Source organism: Mycobacterium colombiense (assembly GCF_003284975.1).
GTDB lineage: Bacteria > Actinomycetota > Actinomycetes > Mycobacteriales > Mycobacteriaceae > Mycobacterium > Mycobacterium europaeum_A.
The window spans coordinates 55,272-74,629 of the sequence record NZ_QMEU01000011.1 but is presented as its reverse complement, the minus strand read 5'-3'; the positions used below and the strand labels follow the sequence as shown (position 1 = coordinate 74,629).

The following is a 19,358-nucleotide window of genomic DNA, read 5'->3' as shown; positions in this document are numbered from 1 at the left end:
TTAGCGGGCTCGGCGAAACTGGGCCCCTAGGAGAAGGTGGTCTGCGCGCAGGTGCTCGGCGACGTGATGTTGACCCCGGAGTAGACCACCTGGATGTGGGTGCACGCGATGACGTTGTTGTCGGTCTTGGGTTGGCCGGTCTGCCAATCGGTGGAGTCGATGCGCCCGTTCGTCTGGTATTTCTCCGGCGGGCCCTCACCCATGTAGATGGTGGTGATCTCGTCGGAACCCATCGACTTCATCACCCGCTCGTACTGGCCGGTGGCGTGGGCGTCGAGGTAGGCCAGCCGATTGGAGGACCGGATCTCGGTGGTTTGCCGGGCCCACAGGCCGGGCGGGAAGCCGGTCACCCCGTCGGGCGTCAGCATGTCCGCCCCGGCGGTGAAGTCGCAGTGACCGTCGGCCTTGAAGCAATTCAGGACGGCCCGCGTCTCGAGCTGGTTGGGCCCGTCCAGTGGGAACAGCGTGGTGGCGGTGTTGCTGGCCGCCGCGCACACCCCGGCGGGCGCGAGCATCGGCAGCACTGCGACGACTGCGAACCCCGATACCAGCCGCATCATCGATGCTCCCTTTCCCGGTGACCCAACGGTGAACTTAACCCCACGACTACTCGTCGTAGGTGACTTCTACCGAATCAGATTCCGGGTGAGATTGACAGGCCAGAATCAGGCCCTCGTCCAGATCCTGCTGCTCGAGCACGTCGTTGACCTCCATGCTCACGTTGCCCTTGCGCAGCGTGCACGCGCAGGCGCCGCAGTGACCCTCGCGGCAGGAGAAGGGTGCGTCGAGGCCCTTGGCCAGCAGGACGTCGAGCAGCTTGGCGTTGCGCGGCCACGACACGGTGTGGGTTTCGCCGTCGAGCTCCACCACCGCGGTCGCCGGCGGCTCGTCGCCCTCGGGGGTGTCCTCGATCTTCACCGCCGCGAACGGGTCGGACTCCAGCGACTTGAACACCTCGATATGTATCTGCGCCGCAGGCACTTTCAGCGTTTCCAGCGCTTGTCTCGCCGAGTCCATGAAGGCGCCTGGGCCGCAGATGTACACGGGCCGATCCGTGTAGGGCGCGGCCAACTTGGCCAGGGCGGGCACGCTGGGCAGGCCCTGCAGCGATTCGAGCCAGTGCAGCACCGTGAGCCGGTCGGGGTATTTGGCCGACAGCTCGCGCAGCGCGTCGGAGAAGATCACCGAGCGCTCGTCGCGGTTGGCGTACACCAGCGTCACCTGCCCGCTGCCCTCGGCCAGCGCCGACTTGCAGATGGACATGATGGGGGTGATGCCGCTGCCCGCGGCCATCAGCAGGAAGTCACCGCCCAGCGTCTTGGGCACGAAGGTGCCCGACGGGGCCAGCACGTGGATCCGCATGCCCTTGTGCGCGTGGTCGCACAGCCAGTTGGACGCGTAGCCGTCCGCGGTGCGTTTGACGGTGACCGTGAGCGCGTCGTCGGTGAACGGCGAGCTGCACAGCGAATAGCAGCGGGCCACCGAGCCGGTGCGCTCGCTGGGAACGCGCAGCGTCAGGAACTGGCCCGGCGCGTACCGTAGCCGCTCGGGCGGGATGGCGGGGTCGCCCGCGTCGTCCGGTACCGCAAACACCAGCGACCGCGCGTCGTCGGTCTCGGCGATGACCTCGGCGACCTGCAGTTCGAGGACGTGGTCACCGAGTGGCTCGTCGGGTGCTTGGTCCAGATCCGCCTCGGTCAAGGCCCGCCCCCTCCTTTCGTTGCAAAACGTGTCGACCCGCTGCGACCGGCTCCGCCGCTCTTGCGATCGCCACGGGCAACTAGAACATGTTACAGAAAAGCGGTTTCGTATCGCTACCAGCCGCAGGAATACCCTGCTCGACACAAATCGGAACGTGTTCTAGTCTCTGGTGTAAGTCCGCTGAGTAAGTCTGGCGCAGGAGGCAAACGTAAGTGACGTCCATTCAACAGCGTGATGCGCAGTCGGTTTTGGCTGGCATCGATGATCTGCTCCCGCAGATTCGCGAACGCGCTCAGGCGACGGAGGACCTGCGGCGGCTGCCCGACGAGACCGTTCAGGATCTTCAGGATGTGGGCTTCTTCACCCTGTTGCAGCCCGAGCAGTGGGGCGGTTTGCAGTGCGATCCGACGCTGTTCTACGAGGCGGTGCGGCGGCTGGCCAGCGCGTGTGGCTCCACCGGCTGGGTGAGCTCGATCATCGGCGTGCACAACTGGCACCTGGCGCTGTTCGACCAGCAGGCCCAGGAGGAGGTCTGGGGCGAGGACCCCAAGACCCGCGTGTCGTCGTCGTATGCCCCGATGGGTGCCGGCGTGGTGACCGACGGCGGTTACCTGGTCAACGGCTCATGGAACTGGTCCTCGGGTTGTGACCACGCCACGTGGGCCTTTCTCGGCGGTCCGGTGATCAAGGACGGCCGTCCGGTAGACTTCGGCAGCTTCCTGATCCCGCGCAGCGAGTACCGCATCGACGACGTGTGGCACGTCGTGGGCCTGCGGGGCACCGGCAGCAACACCGTCGTCGTCAAGGATGTCTTCGTGCCGCGCCACCGGTTCCTGTCCTACAAGGCCATGAACGACGGCACCGCGGGCGGGTATGAGACCAACACCGCGCCGGTTTACAAGATGCCTTGGGGCACAATGCATCCCACAACCATTTCGGCGCCGATCGTCGGGATGGCCTACGGCGCGTACGACGCGCACGTCGAGCACCAAGGCAAGCGGGTGCGGGCGGCGTTCGCCGGCGAGAAGGCCAAGGACGACCCGTTCGCCAAAGTCCGCATCGCCGAGGCGGCCAGCGACATCGATGCGGCCTGGCGTCAGTTGAGCGGCAACGTCGCCGACGAATACGCCCTGCTGTCCGCCGGCAAGGAGATCCCGTTCGAGCTGCGCGCCCGCGCGCGCCGTGACCAGGTGCGCGCCACCGGCCGCGCGATCGCCTCCATCGATCGGCTGTTCGAGGCGTCCGGTGCCACCGCCTTGGGCAATGACCAACCGGTGCAACGGTTCTGGCGCGACGCGCACGCCGGGCGGGTGCACGCGGCCAACGACCCCGAGCGGGCCTACCAGATCTTCGGGAACAACGAGTTCGGGTTGCCGCCCGGCGACACCATGGTCTAGCCATGACAGCTACGACGGGGGAGCTGACGTTCGAGTCCACTTCGCGGTTCGCAGAGGTGGACGTCGACGGCCCGCTGAAGCTGCACTACCACGAAGCCGGGGTCGGCAACGACCAGACCGTGGTGCTGTTGCACGGCGGCGGGCCGGGCGCGGCGAGTTGGACGAACTTCTCCCGCAACATCCCGGTGCTGGCCGAGCGGTTTCATGTGTTGGCCGTCGACCAGCCGGGCTACGGCCACTCCGACAAGCGCGCCGAGCACGGGCAGTTCAACCACTACGCGGCCCGCGCCTTGGCGGGTCTCTTCGACCAGCTGGGTTTGGGACGCGTTCCGCTGGTTGGGAATTCGCTGGGTGGTGGCACCGCGGTCCGCTTCGCGCTGGATTACCCGGACCGGGCCGGCAAGCTGGTGCTGATGGGCCCCGGCGGGGTGAGCGTGAACCTGTTCGCGCCCGACCCGACGGAGGGCGTCAAACGGCTCGGCAAGTTCTCCGCCGAGCCCACCCGCGAAAACCTCGAGGCGTTCTTGCGGGTGATGGTCTACGACCAGAAGCTGATCACCGACGAATTGATCGACCAGCGCTTCGAATTGGCCAGCACACCCGAATCGCTGACCGCGACGCGGGCAATGGGGATGTCTTTCGCCGGAGCCGATTTCGAGCTGGGCATGATGTGGCGCGAAGTGCACCGGCTACGCCAGCCGGTGCTGCTGATCTGGGGCCGCGAGGACCGGGTCAACCCGCTGGACGGCGCGCTAGTCGCACTGAAAACCATTCCGCGTGCACAGCTTCACGTTTTCGGGCAATGTGGGCACTGGGCACAGGTGGAGAAGTTCGACGAGTTCAACAAGCTCACCATCGATTTCCTGGGAGGTGCGCGATGAGCATCCGCTCGCTGGGCTATCTGCGTATCGAGGCCACCGACATGGCGGCCTGGCGCGACTACGGCCTGAAGGTGCTCGGCATGGTCGAGGGCAAGGGCGCCACCGAAGGCGCGCTCTATCTGCGGATGGACGACTTCCCGGCGCGGCTGGTGATTGTGCCCGGCGAGGCTGACCGGCTCATCGAATCTGGCTGGGAATGCGCGAATGCCGCTGGGCTGCAAGAGATCCGGAATCGGCTCGACATCGAGGGCACGCCCTACAAGGAGGCCACCGCCGCCGAGCTGGCCGACCGCCGGGTCGACGAGATGATCCGGTTCTCCGATCCGTCCGGCAACTGCCTGGAGGTCTTCCACGGCGCTGCGCTCGAACACCGCCGCGTGGTCAGCCCGTACGGGCACAAGTTCGTCACCGAGGACCAAGGCCTGGGCCACGTGGTGCTGACCACCCGCGACGACGAAGAGACCCTGCACTTCTACCGCGACGTGCTGGACTTCAAGCTGCGTGACTCGATGCGGCTGCCGCCTCAGGTGGTCGGCCGGCCCGCCGACGGCCCCCCGGCCTGGCTGCGGTTCCTGGGCTGCAACCCGCGCCACCACAGCCTGGCCTTCATGCCCGGCCAGACTCCCAGCGGCATCGTGCACCTGATGGTCGAGGTCGAGAACGCCGACGACGTCGGCCTGTGCCTGGACCGGGCGCTGCGCCGCAAGGTGCCGATGTCGGCGACGCTGGGCCGCCACGTCAACGACCTGATGCTGTCCTTCTACATGAAGACACCCAGCGGGTTCGACATCGAATTCGGTTGCGAGGGAAGGCAAGTCGCCGACGACGACTGGATCGCCCGGGAGAGCACCGCGATCAGCCTGTGGGGCCACGACTTCAGCGTCGGATTCAAGGGTTAGTTTCTCAGGCTATGACTGCCGCGCCGATCGACCCGCGCACGTTCCGCAGTGTGCTCGGCCAGTTCTGCACCGGGATCACCATCATCACCACCGTGCATGACGACGTCCCGGTCGGTTTCGCCTGCCAGTCGTTCGCGGCGCTGTCGCTGGACCCACCGCTGGTGTTGTTCTGCCCCACCAAGGTGTCGCGGTCGTGGCGGGCCATCGAGGCCAGCGGGCGGTTCTGCGTCAACATGCTGACCGAGCAGCAGAAGCACGTCTCGGCCCGCTTCGGCTCCAAGGAGCCCGATAAGTTCGCCGGGATCGACTGGCACTTTTCCGAACTCGGTTCGCCGATCATCGACGGATCGCTGGCCTACATCGACTGCACGGTGGCCTCCGCGCACGACGGGGGCGATCACTTCGTGGTATTCGGTGCGGTGCAATCGCTTTCGGAGGCGCCCAAGATCAAGCCGCGGCCGCTGCTGTTCTATCGCGGTGAATACACCGGCATCGAACCGGACAAGACGACGCCCGCGCAGTGGCGCGATGACCTGGAGGCGTTCTTAACGACCACCACCCAGGACACCTGGCTGTAGCGGCGCCCTACCGGTCGCGGCGGTCGGCGGACATGTCGACCGTGGGGGAGTTGTCCGCTATCGGCTGCTCCTGGCTCCACGCGGGGTCGCGGCCGGTGGTGTTCTCGCCGGCCGCGGCGTCCCTGTCCTTGTCGGCCTGCACCTTCGGGTCGAGGTTGTCGGCACGCTTGAACTGCTCGTCGAGCTGTTCGCGCGAGGACGCCGCTTCCGTCTGATGGGTTGACGCCCGATCATGTAAGCGGGCGGCTTCGGCGGCCTTGGCCTCGGCTTCGGCCTGCGCGGCACGGGCTTTCGCGGCCGTCTCGGCGGCCAGCGCCTCACGGCGCTCGACCTTGGCGGTCTCCAACTTGGCTTTTTCGCGAATTCCCTCGGCCTCCCGCTCGCGGCGGCGCCTGGTGGCTCTGCGGGCGGCGATGGCCAGGGCGACGATCACGAGGACCGCCACAACTGCGGCGATGACGATCCAGACGGTGTTGCTGGTGTTCATGATGGACTCCGTTGTCGATATACCGAAGCGCGAAGGCTCCGTTCGCCGGGTTGCCGTATTCGACAGGAACGAAACAACCCAAGTCGACACCCGCGGCTCGGGCGCGACCGCGGGGCCGGAGAATGGAGTCATGACGCTGGACCTGGACGGGTACTTCGACCGCATCAATTACGACGGTCCGGCCGAGCCGAACCTCGAGGTGCTACAGGCGCTGATGACCGCCCACACCGGCTCGATCCCGTTCGAGAACCTCGATCCGCTGATTGGTGTGCCGGTCGACGACCTCGGCCCGGAAGCCCTCACCGACAAGCTGGTCCGCCGGCGCCGCGGGGGCTACTGCTACGAGCAGAACGGCCTGATGGGCTACGCGCTTGCCGAAATCGGTTTTCGGGTGCGGCGGTTGGCCGGCCGGGTGGTCTGGATGCAGCCGCCCGAGACGCCGCTGGGCGCCCAGACGCACACCGCGCTGGCGGTGACGTTCCCGGGCTCGCAGGGCTCGTTTCTGGTCGACGTCGGCTTCGGTGGCCAGACGCTGACGTCTCCCATCCGTTTGCAGACCGGCAACGCCCAGCAGACCACGCACGAGCCGTATCGGCTCGACGACCGCGGTGACGGCCTGGTGCTGCAAGCGCAGGTCCGCGACCAGTGGCAACCGCTGTACGTCTTCGGCACCCGAAGCGTGCCCCTGATCGATCTGCGGGTGGGCAGCTGGTACGTCTCCACCCATCCGTCGTCGCATTTCGTGACGAGCCTGATGGTCGCGTTGATTACCGACGACGCCCGCTACAACCTGGCCGGCCGAAACCTGACCATTCACCGCGCCGACGGCAGCGAGAAGATCCGCCTGGAGGATGCGGCGGCGGTCGTCGAGGTGCTCGGTGAGCGGTTCGGCATCGACGTGGCGGGCATCGGCGAGGCGGGCGCGCTCGAGGCGCGCATCGCGCAGGTGCTCGACGCCTAGGCGCCCTCGTGCGGTTTCGCTAGCGCGCCGCGAGCCAGGGGCCGAGGCGTCGCATCGCTTCCTCGATATCGTGGGTCGGGCCCGCGAACGACAGTCGCACGAACGAATTGCCGCGCGCGGTGTCAAAGTCGATGCCCGGCGCGATCGCAACACCGGTCTGCGCCAACAGCTTTGAACAGAACTCGATCGAGTTGTCGGTGAATTCCGAAACGTCGGCGTAGACGTAGAAGGCGCCGTCGGTGGGGGCCAACCGCTCGATGCCGATGCTGCGCAGCCCGTCGAGCACCAGCGAGCGGTTGGTCGCGTAGTGGTGCAGGTGACCGTCGGCTTCGGTCGTCGCCTCCGGGGTGAAGGCCGCCACCGCGGCGAGTTGCGACAGCACGGGCGGGCAGATGGTGAAATTGCCGGTCAAACAATCCACCGCGCGGCGCAGCTCGGCCGGCACCAGCAGCCAGCCCAGCCGCCAGCCCGTCATCGCGTAGTACTTCGAAAAGCTGTTGACCACCACGGCGTTTCGGGATGTCTGCCACGCGCAACTGGTCTGCGGCGCACCCTCGTAGACCAGGCCGTGGTACACCTCGTCGCTGATCAGTCGCGCTCCCGACGCATCACACCAGGAGACGATGGCGGCCAGCTCCGCCGGCTCGATGACGGTTCCGGTCGGGTTGGCGGGGCTTGCCACGATGACGCCCTGCACCGGCGGGTCGAGGGCGGCGAGCATCTGCGCGGTCGGCTGGAAGCGGGTCTGCGGCCCGCAGGGGATCTCCACCACCTCACAACCCAAGGCGGACAGGATGTTTCGGTAACACGGGTAACCAGGGCTGGCCAGCGCCACGCGATCGCCGACGTCGAAGCAGGCCAGGAAGGTGAGCAGGAAGCCCCCGGAGGAGCCGGTGGTGATCACCACCGCATCCGGTTCGACGTCGAGCCCGTGCTGGCGCTGGTAGTCGGCGGCGATCGCGGCGCGCAGTTCCGGGGTGCCCAACGACACCGAGTAACCCAGCTCGTTGGAATGCACAGCGGCCGCCGCTGCCGCTCGCACCGGCTCGGGTGCACCCACGCTGGGCTGGCCCGCCGAGAGGTTGACCAGGTCGCCGTGGCTGCGCTGGCGTTCCGCGGCCGCCAGCCACACATCCATCACATAGAACGGTGGGATGCCGGCGCGCAGCGAGACACGGTCGGTCACGGCGTCTGGAGTACCTCGGATTCCAGCCGCCTAAGCAGTTGTTGCGGCGAATCCAGTAGATGCGCACTGCCGTGGGCGCGCTTGAAGTACAGGTGCATGTCGTGTTCCCAGGTGATCGCGATGCCGCCGTGCAACTGGATCCCCTCGGCGGCCACGACGTTCAGTGCCTCGGTGGCGGCCAGGCGCGCGGTGGCGGCGTTGGTGGGGCTGGGGGCATCGCAGGCCTCGGCGACGACGGCCTTGGCGGCGGAGACGGTGACATACAGATCGGCCATCCGGTGCTTGAGCGCCTGGAAGCTGCCGATCGGCCGGCCGAATTGCACTCGGTCCTTGGCGTATTCGACCGTCAGCTCCAGACAGCGCTGCGCGGCGCCGATCTGCTCGGCGGCCAGCAGGATGGCCGCCGTGTCCGCCAGGCCGGGGTCGGTGCCGATCGGCTCGGTCTCCTCGGCCGTCAGCCGCGCCAGGCGCCGGGTCGGGTCCATGGTGGTGACGGGCTCGGCGCGGAACCGGGTCCACCTGCTCAACCGGCCGTCCTCGACGGCGACCACGACGTCGGCGATGTCGCCGTTGACCACATAGTCGGCGTCGAACACCAGCGCGCCGATCGCGGCACCCTCGGCGAGGGCCTCCAGCGTCGTGGCGTCCGGTTCGGTCGCGCTCAGCAGCGCCAGCTCGGCCAGCGTGGTGCCGAGCAGCGGGGAGGGCACCAGCGCGCGGCCGAGCTCCTGCAAAACCGTTGCGGCGTCGGCCAATTCGCCGCCCGCACCGCCCAGCTCCTCGGGGATCACCAGCGCCGCGGCGCCGACCTGCTCGCACAGCAGCTGCCAGAGCGACTCGTCGTAGCCCTTGTCGGACTCCATGGCCGCGCGCACGGCGGCCGGGCCGGCGTGCTTGGCCACCAGGGCGGCGACGGTCTCGCGGAGGAGCTCGCGTTCTTCTGTGGTGGTCATAGCGCCTCCAGCACTCGCCGCCGGTGCTGCTCCGGCGTGCCCCACGCGGACCGCAGGGCCTGCACCCGCAACAGCAACAGCGACAGGTCGTGCTCTTGGGTGAAGCCGATGGCGCCGTGGGTTTGCAGCGCGGACCGCGCCGCCAACAGCCCCGCCTCGGATGCCGCTGCCTTGGCCGCACTCACATCGCGGGGATCCAGCGTCAGCGCCGCGCCATACACCAGCGGGCGGGCCAGCTCGATGGCGATGTGCACGTCGGCGAGCTTGTGCTTGATCGCCTGATACGAGCCGATCACCCGGCCGAACTGGGTGCGCTGCTTGGCGTAGTCGACCGCCCCGTCGCGCAGCGCCTCGGCCGCACCGATCAGCTGGGCCGCGGTGGCCAGCGCGCCGAACTGGTAGGCGCGCTGGACATCCGCCTGCCACGATGACCCGGTCGCGGTCACGTCATACAGCCGCCGGCTCGGGTCGACGGACTCGTAGGGCGCTTCGGGCGCCCCCACTAGCACCGCCTCGGTGACGCCGTCCGCACCGGCCAACAGCACCAGCCCGGCCACGTCGGCGTCCACCGCGCGCGGCGTCTGCGGCGGCAGGGCGACGGTGGCGATCAGCTCACCGGAGGCCAATTCGGCGCTGCGCTCGGCCAGATCGCCCGAGGCGAGCAAAACCGGTGCCACCGCGATGGATTCGGCCACCGGGCCCGGCACGCACCAGCGACCCAGGCGCTCGATGGCGACGACGAGGTCGACCGGGTCGGCCTCGATGCCGTCGAATTTCTCCGGCACGGCCAGCGCGGTGACGCCCAGGTTGGCCAGCTGCTCCCACACCTTGCGGCCCGGTGCGGTGTCGCCCGCCGACCACGCGCGCACCGCGCCGGGCAGATCCGCCGCGCCCAGCGCGGCGTCGATGCTGGCCGCGAAGTCGCGCTGCTGTTCGTCTAGCGCAAATTTCACTTCTTGCCTCCGGACTTTTCACGTGGCAGGCCTAGCAACCGCTCGGAGATGATGTTGCGCTGAATCTCGTTGGTGCCGGCGTAGATCGGGCCGCCCAGCGCGAATAGCAGGCCCTCGGTCCACCGGCCGGTCAGTTCCCCGTCGGCGGCCAACAGGTCCAGCGCGGTCTGGTGCAGTTCGACGTCGAGGTCGGACCAGAACACCTTGGTCACCGAGGATTCGGCGCCCAGCTCCCCGCCCTCGGCCAGCCGGGTCACCGTGCCGAAGGTCTGCAACCGGTAGGCCTGCGCCTTGATCCAGCCGTCGGCCACCCGGTCGGCGAACGCGTCGGGTGACCCGCTGTCCTGCCACAGCCGCACCAGCCGCTCGGCGGTGGCCAGGAAGCGGGCCGGGCTGCGCAGGGACATGCCGCGCTCGTTGCTCGACGTGCTCATGGCGGCCCGCCAGCCCTCGTGCGGGGTGCCGATCACGTCCTCGTCGGGCACGAAGACGTCGTCGAGGAAGATCTCGCCGAAGCCGGTGTCGCCGCCCAGCTGGACGATGGGGCGCACCGTGACGCCCTGGGCCTTCAGGTCGAACATGAAGTACGTCAGCCCGTTGTGCCGCTCCGCCCCCGGGTCTGACCGGAACAGCCCGAAGCCCCGCTCGGCGAACGGGGCTCGCGAGCTCCATATCTTCTGCCCGTTGAGCAGCCAACCGCCGTCGGTTTGGGTGGCGGTGGATCGCAGTGACGCCAGGTCGCTGCCGGACTCGGGCTCCGACCACGCCTGGGCCCAGATCTCCTCTCCGCTGGCCATTTTCGGCAGGATTCTCATCCGCTGTTCTTCGGTGCCGTGCGCGAACAGCGTCGGCGCCAGCATCGAGGTGCCGTTGGCGCTGGCGCGGCCCGGCGCGCCGGCCCGGAAGTACTCCTCCTCGAACACCACCCAGTGCAGCAGCGGGGCGTCGCGGCCGCCGTAGCGTTTCGGCCAGGTGATCACCGACAGGCCGGCGTTGAATAGCACGCGGTCCCATTTCCGGTGTTGGTCAAAGCCTTCGGCGTTGTCGTATGACTTGGTCGGGATCTTTTCGGCGTTGGCCGACAGGAATTCCCGGACCTCGGCCTGGAAGGCCAGGGTGTCATCGTCTAGATCCAGATCCATCAGTCCAGCTCTCGCAGTTGTGGTTTGACCACCTTGCCGCCGGCATTGCGCGGCAACGCGTCGACGAACCGCACCGACCGCGGTGCCTTGAAGTTCGCCAGATGTTCACGGGTGTAAGCGATCACGGATTGCTCGTCGAGCTGGGCGCCGGGCCGGGTCACCAGGTATGCCCGGCCCACCTCGCCGAGCCGCTCGTCGGGAACTCCGATCACCGCGGCGTCGGCCACGCCGTCCATCCGGGCCAGCACCTGCTCGACCTCGGCGGGGTAGACGTTGAACCCACCGCAGATGTACATGTCTTTCAGCCGATCGGTGATGCGCAGGTTGCCGGCCGCGTCGACGGCGCCGATGTCACCGGTGTGCAGCCACCCGTCGGCGTCGATGGCGGCCGCGGTGGCCTCGGGGTCTTCCAGGTAGCCCAGCATCACGTTCGGCCCGCGCAGCAACACCTCGCCCGGCTCCCCGGGGGCCAAGGCGTCGATGCGCAACTCGAAGTCGGCGAACGGGCGGCCGCAGGTGGTGGCCACGGTGACCGCGTCGTCGTCGGCGCGGCACATGGTGCCCATGCCGTTGGCCTCGGTCAGCCCGTAGGCGGTCAGCACGATGTCGATGTCGAGTTCGGATTGCATGCGCTCGACCAGCACCACCGGCACGGTCGCCGCGCCGGTCACCGCGAACCGCAGCGAGCTCAGGTCGTAATCGTTGCGCGCCGGGTGGTCGAGCAGGGTCTGGTAGATGGTGGGCGGCCCGGGCAGCACGGTGATGCGATGTCGTTCGATGGCCTGCAGCGCGCGCAGCGGGTCGAAGGTGAGGTGGGGGATCAGCGTCGCACCGGTCTGCAGGCACGCCAGGATGCCGGCCTTGTAGCCGAAGTTGTGGAAGAACGGGTTGATGCACAGGTAGCGGTCGTCGCTGGTGATCTTGCCGTTGGCCGCCCAGGACGCCGAGGCCGACAGCGACTGCCGGTGGGCGCACAGCACGCCTTTGCTGCGGCCGGTGGTGCCGGACGTGAAGAGGATGTCGCTGACGTCGTCGGGCATGACGGCGAGCGCGCGAGCGGCGACCGCGTCGAGGTCGGTGCCGCGGGCGATGAACTCGTCCCAGGTCCCCGGGACAGGATCGTCGGCATCGATCGGTATCCGCACGATGTGCCGCAGCGCGGGCAGCGCCGCGCGGTCCAGGTCGGCCAGGCGATCGTGGCCCAGGAAGCGGCCCATGCCGAACAGCACCGGAGCGCCGGTGCGGGCCAGGATGTCGCTGGCCTCGGCGGCGGTGTAGCGGGTGTTCAGCGGCACCATCGCGGCCCCGGCGTGGTGGATTGCCAGGCAGGCCACCACCCAGTGCCAGGTGTTCGGCGACCAGACGGCCACCCGGTCACCCGCCCGCACGCCCAGATCGATCAGGGCGGCGGCCGCGCGGTACACCTCGTCGCGCAGGCCGGCGGCGGTGAAGGACCGTTCGTCGGTGATCAGCGCGTCGTGATCGGGCAGGCGGCTCGCGAAACGATCCAGCGCCGCGGGCACCGTGCGCGGATCGTTGGTCATGGGATGCTCCTGTGGCGGCGCTGGCGCGATGTCGATCGCCCGGTTTCTCCGCGCTCCGCCCCGCGGCGCGCATCATCACCGAGCTACAAAGCAAGTGCTTGGTAGGTTAGCCTACAGGGCATGCAGGACGTCGAGGAGTTCCGGGCAGAGGTCCGCTCTTGGCTCGCCGACAATCTCGTCGGCGAATTCGCAGCGCTCAAGGGGCTGGGCGGGCCCGGGCGCGAGCACGAGGCGTTCGAGGAGCGCCGGGCGTGGAACCAGCACCTGGCCAAGGCCGGGCTGACCTGCCTGGGCTGGCCGGTCGAGCACGGCGGCCGTGGGCTGTCGACGGCGCACCGGGTGGCCTTCTACGAGGAGTACGCGAAGGCCGATGCCCCGGACAAGGTCAACCACTTCGGCGAAGAGCTGCTCGGCCCGACGCTGATCGCCTTCGGCACGCCCGAGCAGCAGCAGCGCTTCTTGCCCAAAATCCTCGACGTCACCGAGCTGTGGTGCCAGGGCTATTCCGAGCCCGGCGCCGGCAGCGACCTCGCCAACGTGGCGACCACCGCCGAGCTCGACGGCGACGAGTGGGTGATCAACGGCCAGAAGGTGTGGACGTCGCTGGCCCACCTGTCGCAATGGTGCTTTGTGGTCGCGCGCACCGAGAAGGGTTCCAAGCGCCACGCCGGCCTGTCGTATCTGCTGGTCCCGCTGGATCAGCCGGGCGTGGAGGTTCGCCCGATCGTCCAGATCACCGGCACCGCGGAATTCAACGAGGTGTTCTTCGACGACGCACGCACCGAGGCCGGCCTGGTTGTCGGCGAGCCCGGCGACGGCTGGCGGGTCGCCATGGGCACGCTGACCTTCGAGCGTGGCGTCTCGACTCTCGGCCAGCAGATCCGTTACGCGCGTGAGCTTTCCAACCTCGCCGAGCTCGCCCAGCGCACCGGCGCCGCCGACGACCCGTTAATCCGCGATCGGCTGACCCGGGCGTGGACCGGGCTGCGGGCCATGCGCAGTTACGCGCTGGCCACCATGGACGTAGAGCAGCCCGGCCAGGATAACGTGTCGAAGTTGTTGTGGGCCAACTGGCATCGCGACCTCGGCGAGCTGGCCATGGACGTCATCGGCAAGCCGGGGCTGACCCTGACCGACGGTGAGTTCGACGAATGGCAGCGGCTGTTCCTGTTCACCCGCGCCGACACCATTTACGGCGGATCCAACGAGATCCAGCGCAACATCATCGCCGAGCGGGTGCTCGGCCTACCCCGAGAGGTTAAGGGATGAGCCTGTCCGAAGCCCCCAAAGAGATTGCCGGACACGGCCTTCTGCAGGGCAAGGTGGTGGTCGTCACCGCCGCCGCGGGCACCGGCATCGGCGCCTCGACGGCACGACGGGCGCTGGCCGAGGGTGCCGACGTGGTGATCTCGGATCACCACGAACGAAGGTTGGGGGAGACCGCCGACCAGCTCACCGCGCTCGGCCAGGGCAGGGTCGAAAGCGTGCTGTGCGACGTGACGTCGACCGCGCAGATCGATGCGCTGTTCGCATCGGCGACCGCGCGGATGGGACGCGTCGACGTCCTGGTCAACAACGCCGGGCTGGGCGGGCAGACGCCAGTGGTCGACATGACCGACGAGGAGTGGGACCGCGTCCTGGACGTCACCCTGACGTCGGTGTTTCGCGCCACGCGCGCGGCGCTGCGCTACTTCCGTGACGCGCCGCACGGCGGGGTGATCGTCAACAACGCCAGCGTCCTGGGCTGGCGGGCTCAGCACTCGCAGGCGCACTATGCCGCCGCCAAGGCCGGCGTGATGGCGCTGACCCGTTGCAGCGCAATCGAAGCCGCGGAGTACGACGTGCGGATCAACGCGGTGTCGCCGAGCATCGCGCGGCACAAGTTTTTGGAGAAGACGTCGTCGGCCGATCTGCTCGACCGGCTGTCGGCCGGCGAAGCCTTCGGGCGGGCCGCCGAACCATGGGAGGTCGCGGCCACCATCGCGTTCCTCGCCAGCGACTACTCCAGCTACCTGACCGGCGAGGTCATCTCGGTGTCCAGTCAGCATCCGTGAGCTGCGACATCGCTGACTAGCGCCGGTCCGCGACGTGTTTACAATTGTCGACCAACGCGGTTGACGCAGGTGGGAGGGTGCAGTGAGCGACGGACCGGGTCAGCGACCGTGGGGTGAGAACCCGCCTCCCGCAAGCACACCCGGCCAGCCACCGGGTGCCCCGTGGCAATCCGACGCGGGTTGGCCGCAGCAGTGGGGTCAAGGGGGTCAGCCAACCCCGTTCGGGCAGCCCGCGTACGGGGCGTGGCCCTCGCCGCCACCGGTCACCGTCGCCCAGTTCAACGGGCCGCAGGGCGGTCCCGGGCAACGCAATCGCAAGCCGTGGATCATCGGGCTGAGCGTGGCCGCCGCGGTGCTCGTCGTGGTCGTCATCATCGTGATCGCGGTCAGCGGCGGCGGCGGGTCGGGCAGCGCCGGTGATGCCGCCAAGGGTTACCTCGAGGCGCTGGCCCGCGGTGATGCGCAGGCCGCGCTGTCCTACAGCACCGATCAGCCGGCGTCGAAGGAGTTCCTGACCGACGACATCCTCAAGCGGCAGATCGCGCGGTGGCCGATCACCGACATCAAGATCCTCGACGACAATTCCGCGCGCGGTTTCGGTTTCGGGCAGGTGCACGTGTCGGCGAAATTCGGCGACAACACCTCGGACGTGACCATGTCGATCAAGAAGGCGGGCAGCGACTGGAAACTCGACCACGCCGCGATCAAGGTGGACACGCTGAACGCGGGCATCGAGCAGGCCGCCGTCAAAACGGCGACGTTCTTCGGCAAGCCCGTCGGCACCGCGCCGGTCTACGTCTTCCCCGGTTGGCTGGACGTATCCAGCAGCAACCCGAATCTGGCCGTCAACACGAAAAAGCCCTTCCTGCTTGACAATCTGACGACATCGGGCGCGTACTTCAACGACCTGGAATTTAAACTCAGCGACAAGGGGTTGGCCGCGACCAGCTCCGCGATATCGGCGGCGCTGGCGAGTTGCGCGAACTCGACCCAACTGCGACCGGCCGACTGCCCGCAGCACGCCTTCGACTACGACCTGGTGGACGGGACCGCCGCCTGGGGCAAACCGGACATCAGTGGCCTCAAGATCAACCTGTTCGATCCCTTCCGGCTCGAGGCGTCGTTCTCCGGGTCGGTCAACTTCCCGCTGACGGCCCAGACCCGGTCGGGTGGCACCAAGACGAGCGTCGTCAACACCTTCGTGTCCGGCAACGCCGACGAGTCGCAGAATCCGCCGGTGGTCTCGCTGCGCTGACGCTCTTGACGCCGGCCGCGGATGGGAAACCGAGGCCTCGGTGGCCAAGCAAGCGCTTGGTTGATACGCTGAACGGGTGGACCGAGTGCCCGGTCAGGCGAACAGCCGGCGAGACGAGCTACTGGAGCTTGCCGCGACCATGTTCGCCGAGCGTGGATTGCGCGCCACCACCGTCCGGGACATCGCCGACAGCGCCGGCATCCTGTCCGGCAGCCTGTATCACCACTTCTCCTCCAAGGAGGAGATGGTCGACGAGCTGTTGCGCAGTTTCCTGGACTGGCTGTTCGCGCGCTATCGGGAAATCGTCGACAGCGAGGCCAACCCCCTGGAGCGGCTCAAGGGGCTGTTCATGGCGTCGTTCGAGGCGATCGAGCACCGGCACGCGCAGGTCGTCATCTACCAGGACGAAGCCCAGCGGTTGTTGTCCCAGCCCCGGTTTTCCTACATCGAGGACATGAACCGGCAACAGCGCAAGATGTGGCTCGAGTTGCTCAATCAGGGCGTCGAACAGGGCTACTTCCGGCCCGACCTCGACGTCGACCTGATCTACCGCTTCATCCGTGACACCACCTGGGTGTCGGTGCGCTGGTATCAACCCGGCGGACCGCTCACCGCGGAGCAGGTGGGCCAGCAATATCTCGCCATCGTGCTTGGCGGGATCACCAAAGGAGGAGTCTGAAATGACTGAGGCGTACGTCATCGACGCTGTGCGTACCGCGGTCGGCAAGCGCGGCGGGTCGCTGGCCGGAATTCACCCGGTGGATCTCGGTGCCCTGGGCTGGCGCGGCCTGCTCGACCGGGTCGGCGTCGATCCCGCCGCCGTCGACGACGTGATCGCCGGCTGTGTCGATGCGATCGGCGCGCAGGCCGGCAACATCGCCCGGCTCTCGTGGCTGGCCGCCGGCTATCCCGAAGAGGTTCCCGGCGTCACCGTCGACCGGCAGTGCGGCTCCAGCCAGCAGGCCATTTCCTTCGGCGCGCAAGCGGTCCTGTCCGGCACAGCCGATCTGATCGTCGCCGGCGGCGTGCAGAACATGAGCCAGATCCCGATCTCGTCGGCTATGACGGTCGGCGAGCAATTCGGATTCACCTCACCGACAAACGAATCCAAGCAGTGGCTGCACCGCTACGGCGACCAGGAGATCTCGCAGTTCCGCGGCTCGGAGCTGATCGCGGAGAAGTGGAACCTGTCCCGCGAGGAGATGGAGCGCTACGCGCTGACCAGCCACGAGCGCGCTTTCGCGGCCATTCGCGGCGGCCACTTCGACAACGAAATCATCACCGTGGAAACGGAATCCGGGCCGTTCCGGGTTGACGAGGGGCCGCGCGAGTCGTCGCTGGAGAAGATGGCCGGGCTCAAGCCGCTGGTTGAGGGCGGCCGGCTGACCGCGGCCATGGCCAGCCAGATCTCCGACGGTGCCAGCGCCGTGCTGCTGGCGTCGGAAAAGGCCGTCAAGGAGCACAACCTGACGCCGCGGGCGCGCATCCACCACATCAGCGCCCGCGGCGCCGACCCGGTGTTCATGCTGACCGGGCCCATCCCGGCGACCCGCTACGCGCTGGACAAGACCGGGCTGTCGATCGACGACATCGACACCGTCGAGATCAACGAGGCGTTCGCGCCGGTGGTGTTGGCGTGGCTCAAGGAGATCAAGGCCGACCCGGAGAAGGTCAACCCCAACGGCGGCGCGATCGCGCTCGGCCACCCGCTGGGTGCCACCGGCGCCAAGTTGTTCACCACCATGCTCAACGAGCTGGAGCGCATCGGTGGCCGCTACGGGCTGCAGACGATGTGCGAGGGCGGCGGCACGGCCAACGTCACGATCATCGAGCGCCTCTGACCTCGTGCAGCACTCGCTTCTGTCGCCCGGCGTGAAAGCTACGACGCGTCAACCGCATGTCGCGTCGTGAAATAACTCTCGGACAACCTTTTACCGGGTTCGGCCGCCTACCGGGTCGCCACCACCAGGGCGATGCCGCCCAGGGCGAGCAGCCAACTCGTGAAGCTGCCGACCAAGAAGTACTCGGTCACCTCGTCGATGCCGACGCCGTTGTTGCGGTTGGTCTGGGCGTTCAATTCCGGGAATCGGATAATGCCCTTGGCCGCGACGACGGCGCTGGCCGCGGCCACCTGGCCGCCGACGCCGAGGCTCAGAATCAGCAGCCGCTCCAGCGGCCCCAGCAGCCGGCCGCCCCTGAGCCGATCCGACGGCTGCGGCTCACCGGGTGGACGCACCGCCCCCACTGAGCCGAGCACCAGGCGCACCAACTGATTGGCGGTGGCGAACTGAACCAGCATCACGCCGACGAGCATCAGCAACCGGGCGGGCGTGACATGGCTGAGTGGCAGGTGAACCCAGGCCGACCACCGCGCGACGACGCCGCCGCCCGGCGAGGACCAGCCGGATAACAGGGCCAGCACCGCCAGCGCGCCGCCGAACACCGCCAGCGGAGCGATTTGGTGTTCGCCGCTGAGTTCGCTTCGCGCGCAAAGCCATTCCCACGCCACCACCGCCGCGGCGGCCAGCACGAGCAGCGCGATGTCGCCGGCACGCCACAGGGCGCCCAGTCCCGCGCACGCCAGCACCACCACCGGCCCGGCCAGCAGCGGTGGCCATAGCGCACCGACCGCACGCCGACTGAGGTCGGCGACGCCGAGGGCGATGAGAAAGACCGCGACGGCGCTCACGGCAGGCTCCGAAGGTATTGACTGGCAAGCACAATCAGGTCCAGGCCATCGCGGCTCGCGCGCTGGGACACCGCCGACGGGCTGATGCCCTCTTCGGCGGCGAGCTCCTTTTTGGTCCGGCCCGTCATCAAGCCCCTCACTATCCGCAATGACCGTTCATCGAGCGATCCAAGCAGATGGTCCCGACAGATCAGGGCGGCGTTGACGGCGGCGACGTCGCCGCGGGTGCCGGCCTCGGCCCGAAACGTCGTGCGTACCAGCGTCAAGCCGGGCTGCCGCTGCGCCTCCGCGGTGTGCTGAATGGCCTCACGGGCGGTCCACCAGCCCGGGCCGTCCTGGATTCCCGCGGCGGCATCGAGGATGGTGACCGAGCCCCACCCGATGCCGAACCGGACGTCGATGTCGGGGGCGACGGCCAGCCGCAGTGTCAGGGCGGCATCGATCGCGGAGCCGACGGTCGGGTAGCTACCCTGGAACTCGTCGCCGACTGTGAACGCGGGCGGACCGATCGCTTCGGTGGCGACGTGTCGCAGGGCGGCCGCCAGGCTCCCATGTAGCTTCGAGCGGTCGGTGGCGCGCCGGGAACCGACGACGTCTCCGATGAGCGTCGCCCGCGATGAAGGATTTAGCTTCATCCGAGCCATTTGAAGAGTATAGCTTAATTATGCATGGATTTAG

20 protein-coding genes are annotated in these 19,358 nt (G+C 68.1%); 10 read left to right on the top strand and 10 right to left on the bottom strand.

Annotated features, from left to right (window positions below; all coding sequences use genetic code 11):
* Window positions 1-26: 26 nt before the first annotated feature.
* Window positions 27-560: a hypothetical protein gene (locus tag DQP58_RS06740; RefSeq protein WP_112707694.1), complete on the bottom strand. Its 534-nt coding sequence runs from the start codon at window positions 558-560 to the stop codon at window positions 27-29.
* A 46-nt stretch (window positions 561-606) separates the two neighbouring features.
* Window positions 607-1,701: a ferredoxin--NADP reductase gene (locus DQP58_RS06735; protein WP_112707693.1), complete on the bottom strand. Its 1,095-nt coding sequence runs from the start codon at window positions 1,699-1,701 to the stop codon at window positions 607-609.
* Between the two features lie 212 nt (window positions 1,702-1,913).
* Here DQP58_RS06735 and hsaA point away from each other — a divergent pair, with 212 nt between their 5' ends.
* The 4 genes from hsaA to hsaB are packed head-to-tail and all read left to right on the top strand — an operon-like array spanning window position 1,914 to window position 5,456.
* Window positions 1,914-3,098 (top strand): 3-hydroxy-9,10-secoandrosta-1,3,5(10)-triene-9,17-dione monooxygenase oxygenase subunit, encoded by a 1,185-nt coding sequence (gene hsaA, locus DQP58_RS06730; protein WP_112707692.1) that lies wholly within the window; start codon window positions 1,914-1,916, stop codon window positions 3,096-3,098.
* A gap of 2 nt (window positions 3,099-3,100) precedes the next feature.
* Entirely contained in the window at window positions 3,101-3,979 is an 879-nt protein-coding gene (gene hsaD / locus DQP58_RS06725; protein ID WP_112707691.1) for a 4,5:9,10-diseco-3-hydroxy-5,9,17-trioxoandrosta-1(10),2-diene-4-oate hydrolase, read from the top strand.
* Window positions 3,976-4,878 carry an iron-dependent extradiol dioxygenase HsaC gene (gene hsaC / locus DQP58_RS06720; protein ID WP_112707690.1) on the top strand — a complete coding sequence of 301 codons (903 nt, stop codon included), beginning with the start codon at window positions 3,976-3,978 and terminating at the stop codon, window positions 4,876-4,878. Before hsaD ends, hsaC begins: the two co-directional genes overlap by 4 nt.
* 11 nt (window positions 4,879-4,889) lie before the next feature.
* Complete coding sequence (gene hsaB / locus DQP58_RS06715; protein WP_112707689.1) at window positions 4,890-5,456, top strand: 3-hydroxy-9,10-secoandrosta-1,3,5(10)-triene-9,17-dione monooxygenase reductase subunit; 567 nt, start codon at window positions 4,890-4,892, stop codon at window positions 5,454-5,456.
* A 7-nt stretch (window positions 5,457-5,463) separates the two neighbouring features.
* On the opposite strand, the gene DQP58_RS06710 is transcribed toward hsaB, so the two are convergent.
* Window positions 5,464-5,943 carry a hypothetical protein gene (locus DQP58_RS06710; protein WP_112707688.1) on the bottom strand — a complete coding sequence of 160 codons (480 nt, stop codon included), beginning with the start codon at window positions 5,941-5,943 and terminating at the stop codon, window positions 5,464-5,466.
* A gap of 130 nt (window positions 5,944-6,073) precedes the next feature.
* Here DQP58_RS06710 and DQP58_RS06705 point away from each other — a divergent pair, with 130 nt between their 5' ends.
* Window positions 6,074-6,904 (top strand): arylamine N-acetyltransferase family protein, encoded by an 831-nt coding sequence (locus DQP58_RS06705; RefSeq protein WP_112707708.1) that lies wholly within the window; start codon window positions 6,074-6,076, stop codon window positions 6,902-6,904.
* A 19-nt stretch (window positions 6,905-6,923) separates the two neighbouring features.
* Here the strand turns inward: DQP58_RS06705 and DQP58_RS06700 are convergent, their stop codons facing one another.
* From DQP58_RS06700 to fadD3, 5 genes are read right to left on the bottom strand one after another with little or no spacing between them, the layout of a single operon-like run.
* Window positions 6,924-8,090 (bottom strand): pyridoxal phosphate-dependent aminotransferase, encoded by a 1,167-nt coding sequence (locus DQP58_RS06700; protein WP_112707687.1) that lies wholly within the window; start codon window positions 8,088-8,090, stop codon window positions 6,924-6,926.
* Window positions 8,087-9,043 (bottom strand): acyl-CoA dehydrogenase IpdE2, encoded by a 957-nt coding sequence (gene ipdE2 / locus DQP58_RS06695; RefSeq protein WP_112707686.1) that lies wholly within the window; start codon window positions 9,041-9,043, stop codon window positions 8,087-8,089. The genes DQP58_RS06700 and ipdE2 overlap by 4 nt, the downstream gene beginning before the upstream one ends.
* Window positions 9,040-9,996, bottom strand: coding sequence for an acyl-CoA dehydrogenase family protein (locus DQP58_RS06690; protein WP_112707685.1), 957 nt, complete (start codon window positions 9,994-9,996; stop codon window positions 9,040-9,042). Before DQP58_RS06690 ends, ipdE2 begins: the two co-directional genes overlap by 4 nt.
* Window positions 9,993-11,138 carry an acyl-CoA dehydrogenase family protein gene (locus DQP58_RS06685; RefSeq protein ID WP_112707684.1) on the bottom strand — a complete coding sequence of 382 codons (1,146 nt, stop codon included), beginning with the start codon at window positions 11,136-11,138 and terminating at the stop codon, window positions 9,993-9,995. Before DQP58_RS06685 ends, DQP58_RS06690 begins: the two co-directional genes overlap by 4 nt.
* A complete protein-coding gene (fadD3, locus tag DQP58_RS06680; protein ID WP_112707683.1) occupies window positions 11,138-12,682 on the bottom strand; it encodes a 3-((3aS,4S,7aS)-7a-methyl-1,5-dioxo-octahydro-1H-inden-4-yl)propanoate--CoA ligase FadD3 in 1,545 nt (514 codons plus the stop codon). The genes DQP58_RS06685 and fadD3 overlap by 1 nt, the downstream gene beginning before the upstream one ends.
* Before the next feature lie 120 nt (window positions 12,683-12,802).
* On the opposite strand from fadD3, the gene ipdE1 reads away from it, so the two are divergent.
* From ipdE1 to fadA6, 5 genes are all read left to right on the top strand, one after another.
* Complete coding sequence (ipdE1, locus tag DQP58_RS06675; RefSeq protein ID WP_112707682.1) at window positions 12,803-13,951, top strand: acyl-CoA dehydrogenase IpdE1; 1,149 nt, start codon at window positions 12,803-12,805, stop codon at window positions 13,949-13,951.
* Complete coding sequence (ipdF, locus tag DQP58_RS06670) at window positions 13,948-14,736, top strand: (5R,7aS)-5-hydroxy-7a-methyl-1-oxo-2,3,5,6,7,7a-hexahydro-1H-indene-carboxyl-CoA reductase (protein ID WP_066859659.1); 789 nt, start codon at window positions 13,948-13,950, stop codon at window positions 14,734-14,736. Before ipdE1 ends, ipdF begins: the two co-directional genes overlap by 4 nt.
* 82 nt (window positions 14,737-14,818) lie before the next feature.
* Window positions 14,819-15,991 carry a DUF4878 domain-containing protein gene (locus DQP58_RS06665; protein ID WP_112707681.1) on the top strand — a complete coding sequence of 391 codons (1,173 nt, stop codon included), beginning with the start codon at window positions 14,819-14,821 and terminating at the stop codon, window positions 15,989-15,991.
* Window positions 15,992-16,067: 76 nt separating this feature from the next.
* On the top strand, window positions 16,068-16,670 hold the full coding sequence (gene kstR2 / locus DQP58_RS06660; protein ID WP_112707680.1) for a TetR family transcriptional regulator KstR2: 603 nt from the start codon (window positions 16,068-16,070) through the stop codon (window positions 16,668-16,670).
* A gap of 1 nt (window position 16,671) precedes the next feature.
* Complete coding sequence (fadA6, locus tag DQP58_RS06655) at window positions 16,672-17,832, top strand: steroid 3-ketoacyl-CoA thiolase FadA6 (protein WP_112707679.1); 1,161 nt, start codon at window positions 16,672-16,674, stop codon at window positions 17,830-17,832.
* 107 nt (window positions 17,833-17,939) lie between these two features.
* Here the strand turns inward: fadA6 and DQP58_RS06650 are convergent, their stop codons facing one another.
* Window positions 17,940-18,680 (bottom strand): hypothetical protein, encoded by a 741-nt coding sequence (locus DQP58_RS06650; protein WP_112707678.1) that lies wholly within the window; start codon window positions 18,678-18,680, stop codon window positions 17,940-17,942.
* A complete protein-coding gene (locus tag DQP58_RS06645) occupies window positions 18,677-19,324 on the bottom strand; it encodes a SatD family protein (protein ID WP_112707677.1) in 648 nt (215 codons plus the stop codon). The genes DQP58_RS06650 and DQP58_RS06645 overlap by 4 nt, the downstream gene beginning before the upstream one ends.
* Window positions 19,325-19,358: the final 34 nt, after the last annotated feature.